The organism is Pseudomonas sp. Arb-4-2C, assembly GCF_055755015.1.
Genome location: NZ_CM146899.1, coordinates 808,536 through 827,270, shown reverse-complemented (window position 1 = coordinate 827,270; position 18,735 = coordinate 808,536). Strand labels below are relative to the sequence as shown.

Genomic DNA, 18,735 nt, shown 5'->3' with positions numbered 1-18,735 from the left:
GGACGACAAATTATGCGTAAGCAACTGATGATCCCCGCTCTCCTGGCCGCAAGCGTTGCCCTGGCTGCCTGCTCCACCCCGCCTAACCCGAACCTGGAACAGGCGCGCACCAACTACGCCGGTCTGCAGGCCAACCCGCAGGCGAGCAAAGTCGCAGCCCTGGAAACCAAAGACGCCAGCGATTACCTGGACAAGGCCGACAAGGCTTATCTGGACAAGGAAAACGCCGCCAAGGTTGACCAACTGGCCTACCTGACCAACCAGCGCGTGGAAGTGGCCAAGCAGACCATTGCCCTGCGCACCGCTGAAAACAACCTGAAGAACGCTGCCGCGCAACGTGCCCAGGCCCGTCTGGATGCTCGCGATCAACAGATCAAACAGCTGCAGAACAGCCTGAACGCCAAGCAGACTGATCGCGGTACGCTGGTGACCTTCGGTGACGTGCTGTTCGCCACCAACAAGGCTGACCTGAAATCCAGCGGTCTGGTAAACATCAACAAACTGGCGCAGTTCCTTCAGGAAAACCCTGATCGCAAGGTGATCGTCGAGGGTTACACCGACAGCACCGGCGCGGCGAACTACAACCAGTCGCTGTCCGAGCGTCGTGCGACTTCTGTGCAAGTAGCACTGATCAAGATGGGCGTGGATCCTTCGCGCATCGTGGTTCAGGGTTACGGCAAGGAATACCCGGTTGCCGATAACGGCAGCGTTTCCGGTCGTGCGATGAACCGTCGTGTGGAAGTGACCATTTCCAACGACAACCAGCCAGTGATGCCACGTTCGGCAGTAAGCTCGAACTAAGCATTACGCGGTAACGCAAAAGCCCCGCCTGAGTGATCAGGCGGGGCTTTTTTTGGCCACACACAATGCCCTTGTGGGAGCGGGTTACTGTTCGAGCTGTTGCGGCGTTTCCTGCCCCATGCAGCGCACGGCTTTCTTCTGTGCATTGATCAGCACACCGGTGAGGCCCTTCTGCTCGGTGTCGAACAACACCAGCACGCCATCGATGCATTGCGCCACTTGCGGCGCCGGGTCCAGCGAGACTTTGTAGTCTTCGCCCGGCACGGTCTTGAGCATGGTGAATTCGTTGAGCAGCAGCGCATCCTCGGGTTTGGCGAAGTGCAGGTAGCCGTAGTACCACAGCGCCCCGACGGTGCCGAGGATGCTGCAGATACCGGTGATGATCAGCGGGATGGCGTTACGTTCTTCACTCATTGCGGACTCTCATCTTCAGAATTCGGAGGTTGCGGGTAATTCGGGATCTCGCCCAAGCGGCGCAGGCCGTTGAAATGTTCGGGGTCCTCCAGATAGCGCAGCATCACTTTGCGCCAGACCGGGTCACCGAAGGTCTGCACATGGCCGCCACGGGTCAACTGCAACACCCGCGGGGGCGGCGCAGCTTGATACAGACGGATGCCATTGGAAAGCGGCACCAACGGGTCGTCGATGCTGTGAAAGATCAGCTTGGGCACGTCCTTGAGTTGCGGCATCGCGTTGATGGCGCTGTCGCCGTCCGGCACCAGCCACGACAGCGGCACCTGAAACGGCCAGCTCAGCCACGACGTGCTGAGGGCGTACTGGCCGACGCTGCGGTAACTGGCGGGCACACCGTCGAGCACAAAGGCCTTGAGTTGCTTCTGCCGCTCCGGGTGCTGCACCAGCCAATGCACGGCCATCGAGCCACCGAGGCTTTGGCCGAGCAGGATCAGCGGCTTGCCTTTGACCTCCGGCGCCTGATCCAGCCAGGCGAATGCCGCATCGATATCCTGATAGATGTCCGGCAGGCTCGGTTTGCCCTCCGACAAGCCGTAACCGCGATAGTCCACCAGCAGCACTTGATAGCCGCTTTTCGGCAACCACCAGCTGCCGCCCAGGTGCATCGGCAGATTGCCGCCGTTGCCGTGCAGGTGCAGCACCGTACCTTTGACTTCAACGCCGGGTTTGGCCGGCAGCCACCAGGCGTTCAGCTTGAGGCCGTCAGCGGTGGTCAGGGTGACTGTGCGGTACTCGAGCCTGGCTTTTTCCGGGGTGAAGATCTGGCCAGGCTCGGGGTAGAACAACAGCGAACTGCAACCGCCGAGGGTCAGGAGCAGGCAGAAGATGCCGAGGATTCTCATCCGGTGAAACCTCGCAGAAATCGTGGGCTAAACACAAATCAAAACTGTGGGAGCGAGCCTGCTCGCGAAAGCGGTGTATCAGCCATCATTGATGTTCAATGTGAAATCGCATTCGCGAGCAGGCTCGCTCCCACAGGGGATATAGGTTGCTCAAAGGATGTTGGAGTAATCCGCCTCGATCCGGTCCAGGCTCAAGTGATTGAGGAAGTTGGAGAAGCACATCCACGCCGACAGCGCATTCATGTCGCGAAACTGTTCCGGCAGGTACTTCGGCGGCACCACCAGGCCTTCATCGACCAACTGACGCAAGGTGCGCATGTCCTCAAGCGTAGTCTTGCCGCAGAACAGCAGCGGCACCTGCTCAAGCTTGCCTTTACGCACGGCCAACTGAATGTAGTTGTAAACCATGATAAAGCCCTTGAGGTAGGACAAGTCTTTGGTGAATGGCAGGCCAGTCGGCGTCGAACCACGGAACACCCGGCTGGCGTTGCCATAGCTTTCGGCCATTTCAAAACCCTGCTCGCGGAAGAACTCGAACACCTGCAGGAAGTCCGCGCCCTCCTCGACCATGTGAATGGCGCGGGTGCGGTTGGTCAGTTTGCGCAGGCGACTCGGGTAGGAGGCGAAGGTGATGATTTCCATCAGGATCGCCAGGCCTTCCTGAGTCACCGTCGAGGAGGGTGGGCCTTTGGACAGGAAGGTGCAGATCGGCTGGTTCAAGCCATTGAGCGTGGTGCCCACGTGCACCAGGCCTTCGTGGACTTCCAGCGCGCGTACATCGCGGTCGTTGAACATCGCGTCGGTGCGGATCTTGATGTAGTCGGCCCCCGCCGCCGCGTCGGCCACGATACCGTCGGACTCGAACACGCGGATGGTTTCCTCGGCCTCGCCGAACACCTTGTTCAAACGCGTTTGCAGCAAGTGCACGGCGTCCTTGGCGGTGAGGATTTTCGGTTCGTCCTTCAGGTCGCCACGGCCATCGATGTTGTTCAGGTAGTCGGACATCATCAGGCCGAGGTCGGCCAGGGTCGGGTCACCGGCGTGGAACGCATCGGAGGCGGCGCCGTACAGTTCCTGCGAGATCAGGCCGAAATCCTCGGTGCCGCGCGCTTCGAGCATGCGCACCACCATCCGGTATTCCTTGCACATGCGGCGCATGATCTGCCCGACCGGGTTGAACTGGCCGAGCTGACGGGTGATGTCGCGCTCGATGTTCTGGAATTCCAGTTTGACCTTGCTCGAATCGAAACTCAGTGGGCGGTTGAGGTAGTAGTCGCGATCCACCGCCGGCATTTCCTTGCCCTTGGCCTTGAGAAAACCCTTGCGGATGTTCTCGTCCCACTTCACCGCGTCGAGGACGCGAATCGGCGTCTGCGCCAGCACAATGCGATCGGACAGCGTGCGTATCGTCTGCTGGTAATCGTCCACCCGAAACTCCTGTAGAAAACTGAATTATTTGGCACGGGCCTGGCGTTGATAGCGCGCGGCCTCGACGAATACATCGGAATTGGCCGGGTCGTCGAGGTAAGCAAAGACCTTGTCGAGGCTGCTGTCGACCAGCACGCCGTCGCCATCGTCCTCGGTCTGGAAAGACTGGCCGTCGAGGGCTTGCTGCTTGATCGCCTGATTGATCTGCTCGAGGTCGAGGTTGTACACCACCAGTTCGTGTTTGTCGGTGAGTTCGAACCCGGCGATGGTGTATTGCCCGCCGTAACGTGCCGGCACTTTCGCCGACAGGTACCAGCGACTGCCATGGTGCGACACGGTGAAGGGGTACGCCTCGCGCTCGTGGGGCCTGGCCTTGAACCAGGTGACGGCCTGATAGCGGTCATCGCCGATCCGGGTCAGCTCAAGGTTCATCGGTTCGCCCCAGGCGTTGGTGCTCGACCATTGGCCGAGCAGGCCCTTGGGGGCCGGCTCACTGGCGGACAGCGGCTCCTTGAAGGTCACCAGACAACCGCTGAGCAGCAGGAACGACAGCGCGATCAGCGCGCCACGCCAGGCTTTCATTCAACACTCCCTAGAACCTGAAACACCTTCCCATGTGGGAGCGGGCTTGCTCGCGAAAGCGGTTTCACATTCAACACTTCAGTTGACTGACCCACCGCATTCGCGAGCAAGCCCGCTCCCACAGGGGACCTCCATCGGCTATCAGACCGACGCCAGCACCAGATGCATATAGCGCGTCAGAATCCCGAGCATGTCCTCTTCGGCCAAAGGCTCGGCGTCGTTGAGCAGGCCCTGATATTCCATCCGTCCGATAATCGCCGTCAACACCTTGGCATCCTGCTGCGGTTCGCGCGAGCCCAGTACCTGGAACAACTGGCAGGTGCCCTGTAGCAGAATCTGCTGATGCGAGCGCACCAGAATTGCCAGGCGCGGGTTGAGCAGTGCTTCCTGGCGGAACGCCTGCTCGGCCATCAGATGCTCGCGACGGTTGACCAGTTGCCGGTGTACGTAGTCGGCCATCAGCCGCGCGATATCGTCCGCCAGTTGCGAGCGCGACTCGGGGCTGCCGTCGCCACTGACAACCATCTCGCGCAGCAGGCCTTCGTTGTTGACCCACAGCTTGGCCATGTAGGCCGCGCTGCGTTCGACGTACTGGGCGAAGGTATCGGTGAGCAGGTCATCGATGTCCTTGAAGTAATAGGTGGTGGCTGACAGCGGCACTCCGGCCTCGGCCGCCACCGCCCGGTGGCGCACGGCGCGCACGCCGTCACGCACGACAATGCGCATCGCCGCGTCGAGAATGTCCTGACGACGCTGCTCGCTGCCCTGTCGGCTGGCCTTGCGGCCCTGGTACTGAACACTTTCAGCGACCGCAGTGGCGATACCCGCTGCACCTTCTTGAGCGATTGCAACCATCACGACTGGACTTCCTCTGCTATTTCAAAAGTAACCAATTGATACATTTGTACCAGACAGGCAATAAAAAGCCGCCTGTTTTAGGCGGCTTTTCAACTGAAACGTTTACGCTTGCGGTCGCATGTGCGGGAACAGGATCACATCGCGGATCGACGGCGAGTTGGTCAGCAACATCACCAATCGGTCGATGCCGATGCCTTCACCGGCCGTTGGCGGCATGCCGTACTCCAGCGCGCGAACGAAGTCGGCGTCGTAGTGCATGGCTTCGTCGTCGCCGGCGTCCTTGTCGGCCACCTGCGCCATGAAGCGCTCGGCCTGGTCTTCCGCGTCGTTCAACTCGGAATAGGCGTTGGCGATTTCACGGCCACCGATGAACAGCTCGAAACGGTCGGTGACGTTCGGGTTGTCGTCGTTACGACGCGCCAGCGGCGACACTTCGAACGGGTACTGAGTGATGAAGTGCGGCTGCTCCAGCTTGTGCTCGACCAGCTCTTCGAAAATCATCACCTGCAGCTTGCCCAGGCCTTCGAAGCCCAGCACCTTGGCACCGGCCTTCTTGGCGATGGCGCGAGCCTTGTCGATGTCGTTCAGGTCATCGGCGGTCAGCTCAGGGTTGTACTTGAGGATCGAGTCGAACACCGACAGGCGCACGAACGGCTCGCCGAAGTGGAACACCTTGTCGCCGTACGGCACGTCGGTGCTGCCCAGCACCAACTGCGCCAGTTCACGGAACAGTTCTTCGGTCAGGTCCATGTTGTCTTCGTAGTCGGCGTAAGCCTGGTAGAACTCCAACATGGTGAATTCTGGGTTGTGACGCGTCGAAACGCCTTCGTTACGGAAGTTGCGGTTGATCTCGAACACTTTCTCGAAACCGCCGACCACCAGACGCTTCAGATACAGCTCAGGCGCGATACGCAAGAACATTTCCATGTCCAGCGCGTTGTGGTGGGTTTCGAACGGCTTGGCCGCAGCGCCGCCAGGAATGGTCTGCAGCATCGGCGTTTCGACTTCGAGGAAGTCGCGCTTCATCAGGAAGCTGCGGATGTGCGCGATCACTTGCGAACGCACGCGGAAGGTCTGACGCACTTCTTCGTTGACGATCAGGTCAACGTAGCGCTGACGGTAGCGCTGTTCGGTGTCGGTCAGGCCGTGGTGCTTGTCCGGCAGCGGACGCAGCGACTTGGTCAGCAGACGCACGCTGGTCATTTCCACGTACAGGTCGCCCTTGCCGGAACGGGCCAGGGTGCCTTCAGCGGCAATGATGTCGCCCATGTCCCAGGTCTTGACGGCGGCCAGGGTGTCTTCGGACAGGGTCTTGCGGTTGACGTAGACCTGGATGCGACCGGTCATGTCCTGGATCACCATGAACGAGCCACGGTTGAGCATGATGCGACCGGCAACCTTGACCGGAATTGCAGCCTCGGCCAGCTCTTCCTTGGTCTTGTCCGCGTATTTCTTCTGCAGATCTTCGCAGTAGTTTTCGCGGCGGAAGTCGTTCGGGAAGGCATTGCCCTTGGCGCGCTCGGCAGCAAGCTTTTCCTTGCGCAGGGCGATCAGGGAGTTTTCTTCCTGTTGCAGGGCTTGCGGGTCGAGTTGTTGGTCGCTCATGTCTTTAAATTTTCCATCACAGGTTCGTTGCCCCCAGCCTGCGGCTGGGGATCGCGGGCAGGCCCACTCCTGCAGGGATCGTGTTGAATCAGCGATCCTGCAGCTTATTTCTTACAGCCCCGATTTCAGGCTGGCTTCCAGGTACTCGTCGATGTCGCCGTCGAGCACCTTGTCGCAGTCGCTGCGTTCGATGTTGGTGCGCAGATCCTTGATCCGCGACGCATCGAGCACGTAAGAGCGAATCTGGTGACCCCAGCCGATGTCGGACTTGGTGTCTTCCAGCGCTTGCGACGCGGCGTTGCGTTTCTGCATTTCCTGCTCGTACAACTTGGCCCGCAGCATTTTCATGGCGGTGTCCTTGTTGGCGTGCTGGGAACGTTCGTTCTGGCAGCTGACCACGGTGTTGGTCGGTACGTGAGTGATACGTACGGCCGAGTCGGTGGTGTTTACGTGCTGACCACCGGCACCGGAGGAACGATAGGTGTCGATCCGCAGGTCTGCCGGGTTGATTTCGATTTCCACCTTGTCGTCGATCTCTGGCGAGACGAACACCGCGCAGAACGAGGTGTGACGACGGTTGCCGGAGTCGAACGGGCTCTTGCGCACCAGACGGTGCACGCCGATCTCGGTGCGCAGCCAGCCAAAGGCGTATTCGCCCTTGATGTGCACGGTCGCACCTTTGATACCAGCGACTTCACCGGCCGACAGTTCCATGATCGTCGCGTCGAAACCGCGTTTGTCCGCCCAGCGCAGGTACATGCGCAGCAGGATGTTGGCCCAGTCCTGGGCTTCGGTGCCACCGGAGCCGGCCTGGATGTCCAGGTAGGCGTTGTTCGGGTCCATTTCATGGCTGAACATGCGGCGGAATTCAAGCTTGGCCAGGCTTTCTTCGAGACGGGCCAGCTCGGCGACGACATCGCCCACTGCGCCTTCGTCGTTTTCTTCGACGGCCATGTCCAGCAGGTCGCGGCAATCGGCCAGACCGGCGTTCAGTTCGTCGAGAGTGTCGACGATCTGCGCCAGCGCAGAGCGCTCGCGGCCCAGTTCCTGGGCGTATTCAGGTTTGTTCCAGACACTCGGATCTTCAAGCTCGCGATTGACCTCGGTCAGACGCTCATGCTTTTGATCGTAGTCAAAGATACCCCCGAATAGTTTCGGAGCGCTCGGACAGGTCCTTGATGGTGTTCAGGATCGGGTTGATTTCCATGACGGGCAGCACTCGTTGGCGAACTTTTGAAAGCCGGCGAGTATAACGTAATCACGCTGTCACGGCAGCCCGTCTGGCGGCTGTCGGGGCGAATCACTTGACATGGCCTGACGCAGAACCGCTGTGGGAGCGGGCTTGCTCGCGAAGGCGGCGTGTCAGGCAACCTCTACGTCGAGTGCCAAGCTGCTTTCGCGAGCAAGCCCGCTCCCACCGGGGGTTGTGTGTCTATTCAATACCCACCTGGTTGCGCCCATTGTTTTTCGCCAGGTACAACCCGCGATCCGCCGCCGAGATCAGCAGCCGGCAATCGCTGCCCGCCTGCGGCACCATGGTCGCCAGGCCGATGCTGATGGTCAGGCTCGCCCCGTCACCCGGGGTATTGTGCGGAATCTTCAGGGCCGCCACGGTCTGGCGCAGTTTCTCCGCCACAAGCCGCGCGCCGCCCGGCGAGGTGTTCGGCAACACCAGAGCGAACTCTTCGCCGCCGTAGCGCGCCGGCAGGTCCGACGGTCGGGCGCTGGCGTCGCGGATCGCCGTGGCGACCTTGCGCAGCGCTTCGTCGCCTTCGACATGGCCAAAGCTGTCGTTGTAGGACTTGAAGTAATCGACGTCGATCATCAACAGTGACAACTGGCTCTGATCGCGCAGCGAGCGGCGCCATTCCAGCTCCAGGTACTCGTCGAAGTGCCGGCGGTTGGACAGCCCGGTCAGGCCATCGGAGTTCATCAGGCGTTGCAGCACCAGGTTGGTGTCGAGCAACTGCTGCTGGCTCACGCGCAACGCCCGGTACGCCGCATCCCGTTGCAGCAGGGTCATGTAGGAGCGCGAGTGATAACGGATGCGCGCCACCAGTTCGATGGTGTCCGGCAGTTTCACCAGATAATCGTTGGCCCCGGCAGAGAACGCCGCACTCTTGATCAGCGGGTCTTCCTTGGTCGACAGCACGATGATCGGGATGTCCTTGGTGGCCGGGTGATTGCGGTATTCGCGCACCAGGCTCAGGCCATCGAGGCCGGGCATCACCAGATCCTGCAAAATCACCGTCGGCTTGATCCGTACCGCCTGGGCGATGGCCTGGTGCGGGTCGGAGCAGAAGTGGAAGTCGATATTCTCTTCGTTCGACAGCCCACGGCGCACGGCTTCGCCGATCATCGCCTGATCGTCCACCAACAACACCATGGCGGCGTTTTCGTCGGTTTTAATGTCGTCGATCTGTAAATCATTCATGGGCGGTCACCTGAATACTGCGGGAGCCAGGATTGCGGAAGAAACGGTTCATTTGGGGAATACCTCCAGCAATCGTGGCGCTATCTTTTCCAGTGGACGGATTTCGACAGCTGCATCGATGGCTGCTGCGGCCTTGGGCATGCCGTACACCGCACTGCTTTGCTGGTCCTGCGCGATGGTCAGATATCCCTGCTGGCGCATGAGCTTAAGCCCTTGCGCCCCGTCGCGTCCCATACCGGTCAATAAAACCCCGACGGCATCGCCGTTCCAATAGTTGGCGACGCTTTCGAAAAACACGTCGATCGAAGGTCGGTAGATCTCGTTGACCGGCTCGGCGGTGTAGGCCAGCGTGCCGTTTTTCAATAAGCGAATATGGTGATTGGTGCCCGCCAGCAGCACGGCGCCGGCTTGCGGCGGCTCGCCTTCACGGGCCAGGCGCACGTCCAGGCCACTGGCGCTGGCCAGCCATTCGGCCATGCCGGCGGCGAACACCTGATCCACGTGCTGCACCAGCACGATGGCTGCCGAAAAATTGCGCGGCAGGCCCTTTAGCAGCACTTCCAGCGCCGCGGGCCCGCCGGCAGACGAGCCGATCGCCACCAGCCGCTTGCACGAGCCGGAGCTGCGCGGCGGGACCGGCGCCGGACGGGTACGGTTGGTCTTCTCGCCGATCAGCCAGCCAATGTTGAGGATCTTGCGCAGCAACGGCGCCGCCGCTTCCTGCGCATTGCCGGCACCGAGCGCCGGGGTATCCACCACGTCCAGCGCGCCGTGGCCCATGGCTTCGAAGACCCGGTGTACGTTTTGCTGACGGTTGACCGTGACAATGACGATGGCGCACGGGGTTTCGGCCATGATGCGCCGGGTCGCCTCGACGCCGTCCATCACGGGCATGATCAGGTCCATCAGAATCAGATCCGGGGTATTTTCGGCGCACAGTTGCACCGCCTCGGCGCCATTTCTGGCGACCCAGATCACCTGATGCGCCGGCTCGAAGGCCAGCGCTCGGCGCAGCGCCTCCACCGCCAGGGGCATGTCGTTGACGATTGCGATTTTCATGCCCGCGCTCCTCCAATGAGCTCAACCACTGCATCAAGCAGGGCGTCGTCATGAAAACTGGCCTTGGCTAAATAATAGTCCGCGCCGGCGTCCAGTCCACGACGGCGATCCTCTTCACGATCCTTGTACGAAACCACCATCACCGGCAGCGATTGCAGGCGGTTATCGCGGCGCAGCAGCGTAACCAGCTCGATGCCGTCCATGCGCGGCATGTCGATGTCGGTGATCAGCAAATCGAAGTCCTCCGAACGCAATGCGTTCCAACCGTCCATGCCGTCCACCGCGACCGCCACGTCATAGCCGCGATTGAGCAGCAGCTTGCGTTGCAGTTCGCGCACGGTCAGTGAATCGTCGACCACCAGAATCCGTTTGCGCGCCACTTCAGCGGCCTGATTTCCGTGACGGGCGATGCGTTCCAGGCGCCCGGTATTGAGCAGTTTGTCCACCGAGCGCAGCATGTCTTCGACATCGACGATCAACACCACCGAACCGTCGTCGAGCAACGCCCCGGCGGAAATGTCCTGAACCTTGCCCAGCCGCTCATCCAGCGGCAGCACCACCAGCGTGCGCTCGCCAACAAACCGCTCGACCGCCACACCGTAGATCGCGTCGCGCTCGCGAATCACCACGACCTTGAGGGTCTCGTCGCTGCTCTGGCTCAGTGGGCGATTGAGCAGTTGACTGGCGGCGACCAGCCCGACGTGCCGGCCTTCATGCCAGAAATGCTGGCGCCCTTCGACCTGTACGATGTCCTGCGGCTCCAGATCGCACATGCGCTCGATGTGCGCCAGCGGAAACGCGTAGGCCTCGTCTCCGACTTTCACCACCAGGCTGCGCACCACCGACAGGGTCAGCGGCACCTCAAGATGAAAACGGCTGCCCTCGCCTGCCGTCTGCTCCAGCACCACTGCGCCGCGCAATTGCCGCACCATGTGCTGCACCGCGTCGAGACCGACGCCACGCCCGGACACTTCGGTCACCGTATCGCGCAGGCTGAAACCCGGCAGAAACAGGAACGTCAGCAGTTCCTCTTCGCTCAATTGCGCCGCCGTTTCGGCTGGCGACAGCTGGCGCTCGACGATGCTGCGGCGGACTTTTTCCAGATCGACGCCATTGCCGTCATCGCTCAATTCGAGCACCAGCAAACCGGCCTGGTGCGAGGCGCGCAGACGGATCAGGCCCTCTTCGGACTTGCCCTTGAGCACGCGTTGCTCCGGGGTTTCGATGCCATGGTCGACCGCATTGCGCAACAGATGGGTCAGCGGCGCCTCGAGTTTTTCCAGCACGTCGCGATCGACCTGGGTTTTCTCGCCTTCGATTTCCAGCCGCACCTGCTTGCCGAGGCTGCGCCCCAGGTCTCGGACCATGCGCACCTGACCGGTGAGCACGTCGGCGAACGGACGCATGCGGCAGGCCAGCGCGGTGTCGTAGAGCACTTGCGCGCGCTGGCTGGCTTGCCAGGCGAATTCGTCCAGTTCGGCGTTCTTTTCCGCAAGCAATTGCTGGGATTCGGCCAGCAGGCGTCGCGCATCCTCAAGGGCTTCCTGGGCTTCGAGGCTCAGTGCGTGTTCCTTGAGGTGCACATTGAGACTTTCCAGCGCCCGCAGGCCATTGTTCTGCATGCGCTTGAGGCGCTGCATGGTTGCCAGATGCGGCTTGAGACGCTGGGTTTCGACCAGCGATTTGCTCGACAGATCGAGCAGGCTGTTCAAGCGTTCGGCCGTAACCCGCAGCACGCGCTCGCCACCCTCGGTGGTGCGCTTGTTTTTGCGCGGGGCCGAGTCGGCCATTTCCATGGGAGTGTCGATCACAGACACGGGCGGTGCGGGTGCAACCGGCGCAGGCGCAGGCGTCGGTGCCTGCAACTGCAATTCGGCCATGGGCGGCGCGGCCACCGCCGGTGGCGCCGACGGGTCGAGCAGGCGGCCCATCAACGCCACATACGCCTCGATGTCCGCCGCTTGCGGGGCATTGGCCGGCGTGGCGATACGCATCAACAGATCCGTGCCCTGCAACAACGCATCAATGTGTTCGGGGCGCAGCAACAGTCGCCCTTCCTGGGCACTGACCAGACAATCTTCCATCACGTGGGCGACGCTCACACCGCTGTCGATGCCGACAATCCGCGCCGCGCCCTTGAGCGAGTGCGCCGCGCGCATGCACGACTCCAGATGATCGGCCTGGGTCGGGTTGCGCTCCAGCGCCAGCAGCCCGCTGCTGAGAACCTGGGTCTGGGCTTCGGCTTCGAGGCTGAACAGCTCCAGCAGCGAAGCGTCGCGCATTTGCTCGGGGGTCATGTAAGGCTCCGGGTCACGGCGGACAACAACTGTTCTTCATCCAGCCAACGCAGGCTGCGCCCCCGGAATTGCAGGACACCACGGGTGTATTTGGCGCTGGCCGTGCTGCTGTGTTCACCACCGGCACGCGACGCAGCGTCGAGAATTCGTTCATCGATGGCGTGGATACCATCGACCTCGTCCACCGGCACCACCACCGGCCCACCGTGGGCGGCGATGATCAGCATGCGCGGCATGATCCGCACACCAGTGGCCGGGGCGGCGTTGCCATCCAGATCGAGCAATTCGACCAGCGACAGGCAGGCCACCAGCGCCCCGCGTACGTTCGCCACACCGAGCAAGGCACGTGAGCGCTGATGCGGCAGCGAATGAATGGCCTGCATCGGCGCGACTTCCACCAGACTGCGGGTCGCCAGCCCCAGCCATTCTTCGCCGAGGCGGAACATCAGCAGCGAACGGGTTTTAACGTCGTTTTCAACGGCCACAGCGACCGGATCGCGCTCGTCCTGCTGCAACGCATAACGGTCGAGCAGGCGCGTGGCAGCGGCGGAATACACCGCGCAGTTGCGGCAATGGATATGCTCGGCGAGCAACGGACACGACTTGTCGCCATGAATGCCGATGCGGTTCCAGCAATCATCGATGGCCCGGGCGTCTTCGTGGGTGACGTTCAAGGTGTCGGACGCGATCATCGTTTACGCTCACTGTCGGCGGTGCGGCCGCTGCGCGCGGCGCGTTCCTGCAATCGTCTGGCACCGGCGCTGTCGCCCTGGGCCTGCAGCAAGGCCGCCAGGTGCATCAACGCTTCGGGGTGTTGCGGTTCAAGGTACAAGGCCTTGCGGTAATAACTCTGGGCCTGGAGCGCGGCACCGGCCACGTCGCTGAGCAGGCCGAGCCAGTAGAACACCTGAGCCACCGGTTCGTGGCTGCGCAGGTACTGCTCGCAGGCCGCACGCGCTTCGGCGCTTTTGCCTTCATTGGCCAGCGCGGCGATGTTCGCCAGCAAGGTCGCAGCGTCCGGGTTGGCGCTTTTGCTGCTGACCGGTAGCGGCGCAACGCCGGCAAACGGGCGCTGGCGCACCGGCGCTGGCGGCGGGCTGCGCAACGGTTGGCGCACCGGCAACGGCGTGGTCGTTGGCAGCGCCACGGGTTCGGGCAGCGGCTCAGTGTGTCGGCTGAACGCGAACGACTGCGGGATGCCGATCGAGCGCATCCCCAGACGCCCGAGCAGACTGCCTTCGGCCGGGCCGATGAACAGCACGCCGTCGACATGGGTCAGACGCTTGAGCACTTCGAAAACCTGCTGCTGGGTCGGCTGATCGAAATAGATCAACAGATTGCGGCAGAAGACGAAATCGAACGGCGGCTCGCTGGCCAACAGCGTCGGATCCAGCACGTTGCCGGCCTGCAGGCGCACCTGCTCGCGCACCGTTACGTTGACGCGATGGCCGTCCTGTTCAACGCTGAAATGCCGCTCGCGAAAGTCCAGATCCTGGCCCCGAAACGAGTTCTTGCCGTACAACGCCCGCCGCGCCTTGTCCACCGACAGCGGGCTGACGTCCATACCGTCGACCTTGAACTGATGCGGTTTGAGCCCGGCATCGAGCAAGGCCATGGCAATCGAATACGGTTCCTCGCCGGTGGAACACGGCAGGCTGAGGATGCGCAGTGCGCGCATGTTGTTCAATTCGTCCAGCCGTTTGCGCGCCAGCTTGCCCAGCGTGGCGAAGGATTCCGGGTAACGGAAAAACCAGGTTTCGGGCACGATCACCGCTTCGATCAGTGCTTGCTGTTCGTCCCGCGAGCCTTGCAGCAGTTGCCAGTATTCATCGCTGTGCGCTGCTTGCGACAGCGTCGTGCGCTGGCGCACTGCGCGCTCGATGATCGCCGGTCCCACCGAAGTGACATCCAGACCGATGCGTTCCTTGAGGAAATCGAAAAAGCGTTGGTCGCTGCTCATGACTGCGCCTCAAGCGGCGCCGGAAACAGCAGGCTGCGCACGGCGTCATCCAGCAGATCGTTGACCCGCACCCACTGCACCAGCCCTTGGGCATCTTCGCGCACCGGACCAAGGTACGGCGCCTGGCGGTTGTCCAGGCCATACGGCTGAAAGTCTTCGGGATTGCAGCGCAAGGTGTCGGTCGCCTGCTCAAGGATCAGCCCAAGCCAGCGCGGCGGCTGCAGTTCGTCCGGGCGGTAATGCACCAACACCAGCCGGGTGCTGGTGCGCGCCTCGGCGGGCTGGCCGAAGGTCAAGGCACTGAGGTCGATCGCCGGCACCACCGCGCCGCGATAGGCGAACACCCCGGCCACCCATGTCGGCGCCTGGGCAATCGGCTTCAACGGCAGGCGCGGCAGGACTTCGGCCACTTCGGTGGCGCGCAAGGCGTAACGCTCGTTGCCGATGCGAAACAGCAGGAACAACGCCTGCTTCGCCACCTCTGCGGCGCTGCGTTTGGCGGTGATTTCGCTCATCAGACTTTGAATCGCGAAACGCCGCTGCGCAGCCCGACGGCCACCTGGCTCAGTTCGTCAATGGCGAAACTGGCCTGACGCAGCGACTCGACGGTCTGGCTGCTGGCGTCGCCCAACTGCACCAGCGCATGGTTGATCTGTTCGGCACCGGTGGCCTGGGCCTGCATGCCTTCGTTGACCATCAACACCCGCGGCGCCAGCGCCTGCACCTGATGAATGATCTGCGACAGCTGCTCGCCGACCTGCTGCACCTCGGCCATGCCCCGGCGCACCTCTTCGGAGAACTTGTCCATGCCCATCACGCCGGCGGACACCGCCGACTGGATTTCGCGGACCATCTGTTCGATGTCGTAAGTGGCGACGGCGGTCTGGTCCGCCAGACGCCGCACTTCGGTGGCGACCACGGCAAAACCGCGGCCGTACTCACCAGCCTTCTCGGCCTCGATGGCGGCATTGAGCGACAGCAGGTTGGTCTGGTCGGCAACCTTGACGATGGTCACCACCACCTGATTGATGTTGCCGGCCTTCTCGTTGAGGATCGCCAGTTTGGCATTGACCAGATCGGCCGCGCCCATCACCGAGTGCATGGTGTCTTCCATGCGCGCCAGACCTTGCTGACCGGAACCGGCGAGCACCGAAGCCTGATCGGCTGCGGTGGACACCTCAGTCATGGTGCGCACCAGATCCCGCGAGGTGGCAGCGATTTCACGCGAGGTCGCGCCGATTTCGGTGGTGGTGGCGGCGGTTTCGGTGGCGGTGGCCTGTTGCTGTTTGGAGGTGGCGGCAATCTCGGTCACCGAGGTGGTCACCTGCACCGACGAACGCTGGGCCTGGGACACCAGCGAGGTCAGTTCGGTCATCATGTCGTTGAAGCCGGTTTCCACCGCGCCGAACTCGTCCTTGCGGTCCAGATTCAGACGGCTGCTCAGGTCGCCGGTGCGCATGATTTCGAGGATTTTCACGATGCGGTTCATCGGCGCCATGATCGCGCGCATCAGCAGCAGACCGCAGGCACCGGCAGCCAGCACGGCCACCAACAGCGAGACGAACATGCTGACCTTGGCCGCCGCCACGGCTTCGTCAATGTTGGCCATGGCCTGATCAGCGACTTTCTTGTTCTCGCCGATGATATCGTTGAGTTTCATGCGGCCGGTGTACCAGGCCGGGGTCAGCTTCTCGCTGAACAGCTTGACCGCCTCGGCTTCCAGATTGCGCTTGTGCAGATCGAGTACCTGATCCTGAATCTGCATGTAGGTGTCGTGGTCTTTCTCGAACGCGGCGAATTCGACACGGTCTTCGTCGGTGGTCACGGTGTTGCGGTAGTTGGCCATCTGCTCTTGCAGACGGTTCTCGAACGCCTTGTAGTCCGCCGCATCTTCACTGCTGATGCCCTGCCCTTCCTTGAGACCCAGCAGCTCCTGGGTCTGCAAGTAGCTGTCGACCCACGCACCGCGGATCATCGAGCTGTAATAGACGCCGGGAACCGCATCGTCACGCACGCTGCTTTCACTGGTCTCGATTTTCAGCAGCCGGGAATAGGAAACGACGACCATCAGCAACATGATGGCGATAATCACCGCAAAGCTCGCCAAAATGCGTTGGCGCAACGTCCAGTTCTTCACAGTGAGTCCTCGTGCCTAAGTCGAAATGCGGGGAGTATAGCCGAGGGCGGTGTCTCATTTATAAGACGCTTTTTAACCCTCAGGCCTGCCGAGCGTGGATGGCCGGGAGGCTCTGGGGTGGGACTGTCCGACAATCAGGGGGCTGCGTGCCAGTGCTGAAATGGCAAAAAGGGGCGATGGATCGGTCATTACGGGTGCCGCGAGGCTAAAAACGCAATCGCGAGCAGGCTCACTCCTGCATCGGGAATGTGCTCCCTTGCAGGAGTGAGCCTGTTCGCGCAGGGGCCCGCCGGGTTTACCGCGTTGCCAACCGCACCTGTTTCTCCAGTTCTACCTTCAACCCCGGCTCCAGCTTCAATTGCTTCGCCAATTCATCCAGATAGGCCTTCTCCATAAAGCTCTCTTCGTCCACCAGCATCACACTGGCGATGTACATCTCGGCGGCCATTTCCGGGGTGCTGGCGGCCCGGGCGACGTCGCCAGGGTCGAGGGGCTTGTTCAGTTCGGCGTGCAACCAGTGCTGCAGTTCCTGGTCGTTGTCGAGCCGGGTGAACTCGCCCTCGATCAACTGACGCTCGCGGTCATCGATATGGCCATCAGCCTTGGCGGCAGCGACCAGCGCCTTGAGAATCGCCTGACTGTGTTGCTCGGCTTGCGCGGGCGGCAGTCGATCCAGCGTCTGCGGTTCGGTTTGCGGTGCCGTGCCTTTCTGGGCGTTCCAGTTGCCGTAGGCCTTATAGGCCAGCACACCGAGAGCGGCGAGGCCGCCGTAAACGGCGACTTTGCCGCCGACCTTGCGCGCCTTTTTGCTGCCGAGCAGCAGGCCCATGGCCCCGGCGGCCAGAGCTCCACCGCCCGCCCCCGAGAGCAAGCCACCCAGCGCACCGGAGCCTGAAGACCCGCCAAGCAAACCACCCAGCCCACCAGCCGCCGATTTGTTCTGCGCCCCGCCGGCCTTGTTCTGCAACAGGTCCTGGCCGGATTTGAGTAGTTGATCGAGCAATCCACGGGTGTTCATGTTCCGCCTCCAAACAGGGGTTATTCGGCTCTGTAAGGCCCTCAGCCTAGTTCGAAAGTGCCCTGACACTGCCCGCCAGAGTGCTTCCAGATGTTGCTTGATGCCCCTGTGGCTAATCGCCCCCGTGCGAATCGCTGTGCATCTAAAAAATAGATATACACTCAGGCCAATCGATAAAAACCGCCCACCGGGTAGCCTTCTCATGATGACCCTGCGACAGATCCGTCACTTCATCGCGGTGGCCGAAACCGGCTCGATTTCCGCCGCCGCGCAAACCGCGTTCATTTCCCAATCGACCCTGACCCTCGCTATCCAGCAACTGGAAGAGGAGATCGGCGTCAGCCTGTTCAGCCGCCACGCCAAGGGCATGACCCTGACGCACCAAGGGCATCAATTCCTGCGCCAGGCGCACTTGATTCTGGCCACCGTGGATAACGCCAAGCGCAGCCTGCAACAAAGCACTGATCAGGTCGCCGGGCAGTTGATCGTCGGGGTGACCAGTCTGGTGGCCGGTTATTACCTCGCCGATCTGCTCACCCGATTCCAGCGCGCCTATCCCAACGTGGAAATCCGGGTGATGGAAGACGAACGGCCCTACATCGAGCATCTGTTGGTCAGCGGCGAGATCGATGTCGGCGTGCTGATCCTGTCCAACCTCGAAGACCGTCACGCCTTGCAGACCGAAGTGCTGACCCACTCGCCACATCGTTTGTGGCTGCCGGCCCAGCATCCGCTGCTGGAACACGACAGCATCAACCTCGCCGATGTCGCTCGCGAACCGCTGATTCAATTGAACGTCGACGAGATGGATCGCAACGCCCAACGCCTGTGGCGCGGCGCCGGGCTGCAACCGAAGATCACTTTGCGCACGGCCTCGACCGAAGCGGTACGTAGCCTGGTCGCGGCGGGGCTGGGGGTGTCGATCCAGCCGGACATGACCTATCGCCCGTGGTCACTGGAGGGCGACATCATCGAGGCGCGGCCGATTGCCGACCTTAACCAGACTCTGGACGTCGGCCTGGCCTGGCGCCGTGGCACCGCGCGCCCGGCGCTGGTCGATCCGTTCCTGACCGTAGCGCGCGAGCAGCCTCACGGCGGGCGCAAGCCATCTATTTAATCGAATGCCACCTTCAGTATTTAGAATTTGTCGACCTCGGAGCCGCGCACTAGTCTTGCTGCATCTATAAGACGGTCGGCTCCCGGGCACGGGAGCAACAATGACCACACAAGAAAAGAGATC

The 18,735-nt window shown here is 61.9% G+C and carries 17 protein-coding genes; 2 read left to right on the top strand and 15 right to left on the bottom strand.

Translation table 11 applies throughout. The features are described from left to right. The first annotated feature begins 12 nt into the window (after positions 1-12). Entirely contained in the window at positions 13-801 is a 789-nt protein-coding gene (gene lptF / locus AC0J41_RS03635) for a lipotoxin F family OmpA-related lipoprotein LptF (RefSeq protein ID WP_025112228.1), read from the top strand. Between the two features lie 84 nt (positions 802-885). On the opposite strand, the gene AC0J41_RS03630 is transcribed toward lptF, so the two are convergent. The 15 genes from AC0J41_RS03630 to AC0J41_RS03560 all read right to left on the bottom strand — a co-directional run bounded on the left by AC0J41_RS03630 (position 886) and on the right by AC0J41_RS03560 (position 17,495). Further along, positions 886-1,215 (bottom strand): hypothetical protein, encoded by a 330-nt coding sequence (locus AC0J41_RS03630; protein ID WP_025112227.1) that lies wholly within the window; start codon positions 1,213-1,215, stop codon positions 886-888. Beyond that, on the bottom strand, positions 1,212-2,117 hold the full coding sequence (locus AC0J41_RS03625) for an alpha/beta hydrolase (RefSeq protein WP_473014587.1): 906 nt from the start codon (positions 2,115-2,117) through the stop codon (positions 1,212-1,214). Before AC0J41_RS03625 ends, AC0J41_RS03630 begins: the two co-directional genes overlap by 4 nt. Before the next feature lie 150 nt (positions 2,118-2,267). Beyond that, on the bottom strand, positions 2,268-3,545 hold the full coding sequence (locus AC0J41_RS03620; RefSeq protein ID WP_025112225.1) for a flavohemoglobin expression-modulating QEGLA motif protein: 1,278 nt from the start codon (positions 3,543-3,545) through the stop codon (positions 2,268-2,270). A 24-nt stretch (positions 3,546-3,569) separates the two neighbouring features. Beyond that, entirely contained in the window at positions 3,570-4,127 is a 558-nt protein-coding gene (locus AC0J41_RS03615; RefSeq protein ID WP_473014586.1) for a hypothetical protein, read from the bottom strand. 141 nt (positions 4,128-4,268) lie between these two features. Continuing rightward, positions 4,269-4,982: a TetR/AcrR family transcriptional regulator gene (locus AC0J41_RS03610; RefSeq protein ID WP_473015970.1), complete on the bottom strand. Its 714-nt coding sequence runs from the start codon at positions 4,980-4,982 to the stop codon at positions 4,269-4,271. Between the two features lie 105 nt (positions 4,983-5,087). Beyond that, entirely contained in the window at positions 5,088-6,590 is a 1,503-nt protein-coding gene (gene lysS, locus AC0J41_RS03605; RefSeq protein ID WP_016983551.1) for a lysine--tRNA ligase, read from the bottom strand. Positions 6,591-6,701: 111 nt separating this feature from the next. Next, positions 6,702-7,797 (bottom strand): peptide chain release factor 2 gene (prfB, locus tag AC0J41_RS03600; RefSeq protein WP_473014585.1). Its coding sequence is split into 2 segments (ribosomal slippage): positions 6,702-7,724 and positions 7,726-7,797, totalling 1,095 coding nucleotides; the frame shifts between segments, so codons are not numbered across the junction. 225 nt (positions 7,798-8,022) lie between these two features. Continuing rightward, positions 8,023-9,024 carry a diguanylate cyclase domain-containing protein gene (locus AC0J41_RS03595; protein ID WP_025112221.1) on the bottom strand — a complete coding sequence of 334 codons (1,002 nt, stop codon included), beginning with the start codon at positions 9,022-9,024 and terminating at the stop codon, positions 8,023-8,025. Between the two features lie 48 nt (positions 9,025-9,072). Next, positions 9,073-10,083, bottom strand: a complete 1,011-nt coding sequence (gene cheB, locus AC0J41_RS03590; RefSeq protein ID WP_473014584.1) for a chemotaxis-specific protein-glutamate methyltransferase CheB — start codon at positions 10,081-10,083, stop codon at positions 9,073-9,075. Continuing rightward, a complete protein-coding gene (locus tag AC0J41_RS03585; protein ID WP_025112219.1) occupies positions 10,080-12,380 on the bottom strand; it encodes a hybrid sensor histidine kinase/response regulator in 2,301 nt (766 codons plus the stop codon). The genes cheB and AC0J41_RS03585 overlap by 4 nt, the downstream gene beginning before the upstream one ends. Further along, positions 12,377-13,072 (bottom strand): chemotaxis protein CheW, encoded by a 696-nt coding sequence (locus AC0J41_RS03580; protein ID WP_473014583.1) that lies wholly within the window; start codon positions 13,070-13,072, stop codon positions 12,377-12,379. The genes AC0J41_RS03585 and AC0J41_RS03580 overlap by 4 nt, the downstream gene beginning before the upstream one ends. Continuing rightward, the gene (locus AC0J41_RS03575; protein ID WP_473014582.1) at positions 13,069-14,340 is read right to left on the bottom strand and encodes a CheR family methyltransferase; all 1,272 of its coding nucleotides are present in this window, start codon (positions 14,338-14,340) and stop codon (positions 13,069-13,071) included. The genes AC0J41_RS03580 and AC0J41_RS03575 overlap by 4 nt, the downstream gene beginning before the upstream one ends. Further along, complete coding sequence (locus AC0J41_RS03570) at positions 14,337-14,855, bottom strand: chemotaxis protein CheW (RefSeq protein WP_473014581.1); 519 nt, start codon at positions 14,853-14,855, stop codon at positions 14,337-14,339. Before AC0J41_RS03570 ends, AC0J41_RS03575 begins: the two co-directional genes overlap by 4 nt. After that, on the bottom strand, positions 14,855-16,477 hold the full coding sequence (locus tag AC0J41_RS03565; RefSeq protein ID WP_025112215.1) for a methyl-accepting chemotaxis protein: 1,623 nt from the start codon (positions 16,475-16,477) through the stop codon (positions 14,855-14,857). The genes AC0J41_RS03570 and AC0J41_RS03565 overlap by 1 nt, the downstream gene beginning before the upstream one ends. Positions 16,478-16,772: 295 nt before the next feature. Continuing rightward, positions 16,773-17,495 (bottom strand): tellurite resistance TerB family protein, encoded by a 723-nt coding sequence (locus AC0J41_RS03560; protein WP_025112214.1) that lies wholly within the window; start codon positions 17,493-17,495, stop codon positions 16,773-16,775. A 202-nt stretch (positions 17,496-17,697) separates the two neighbouring features. Between AC0J41_RS03560 and AC0J41_RS03555 the strand changes: the two genes are divergently transcribed. Further along, positions 17,698-18,612, top strand: coding sequence for a LysR family transcriptional regulator (locus tag AC0J41_RS03555; protein ID WP_007967749.1), 915 nt, complete (start codon positions 17,698-17,700; stop codon positions 18,610-18,612). Positions 18,613-18,735: the final 123 nt, after the last annotated feature.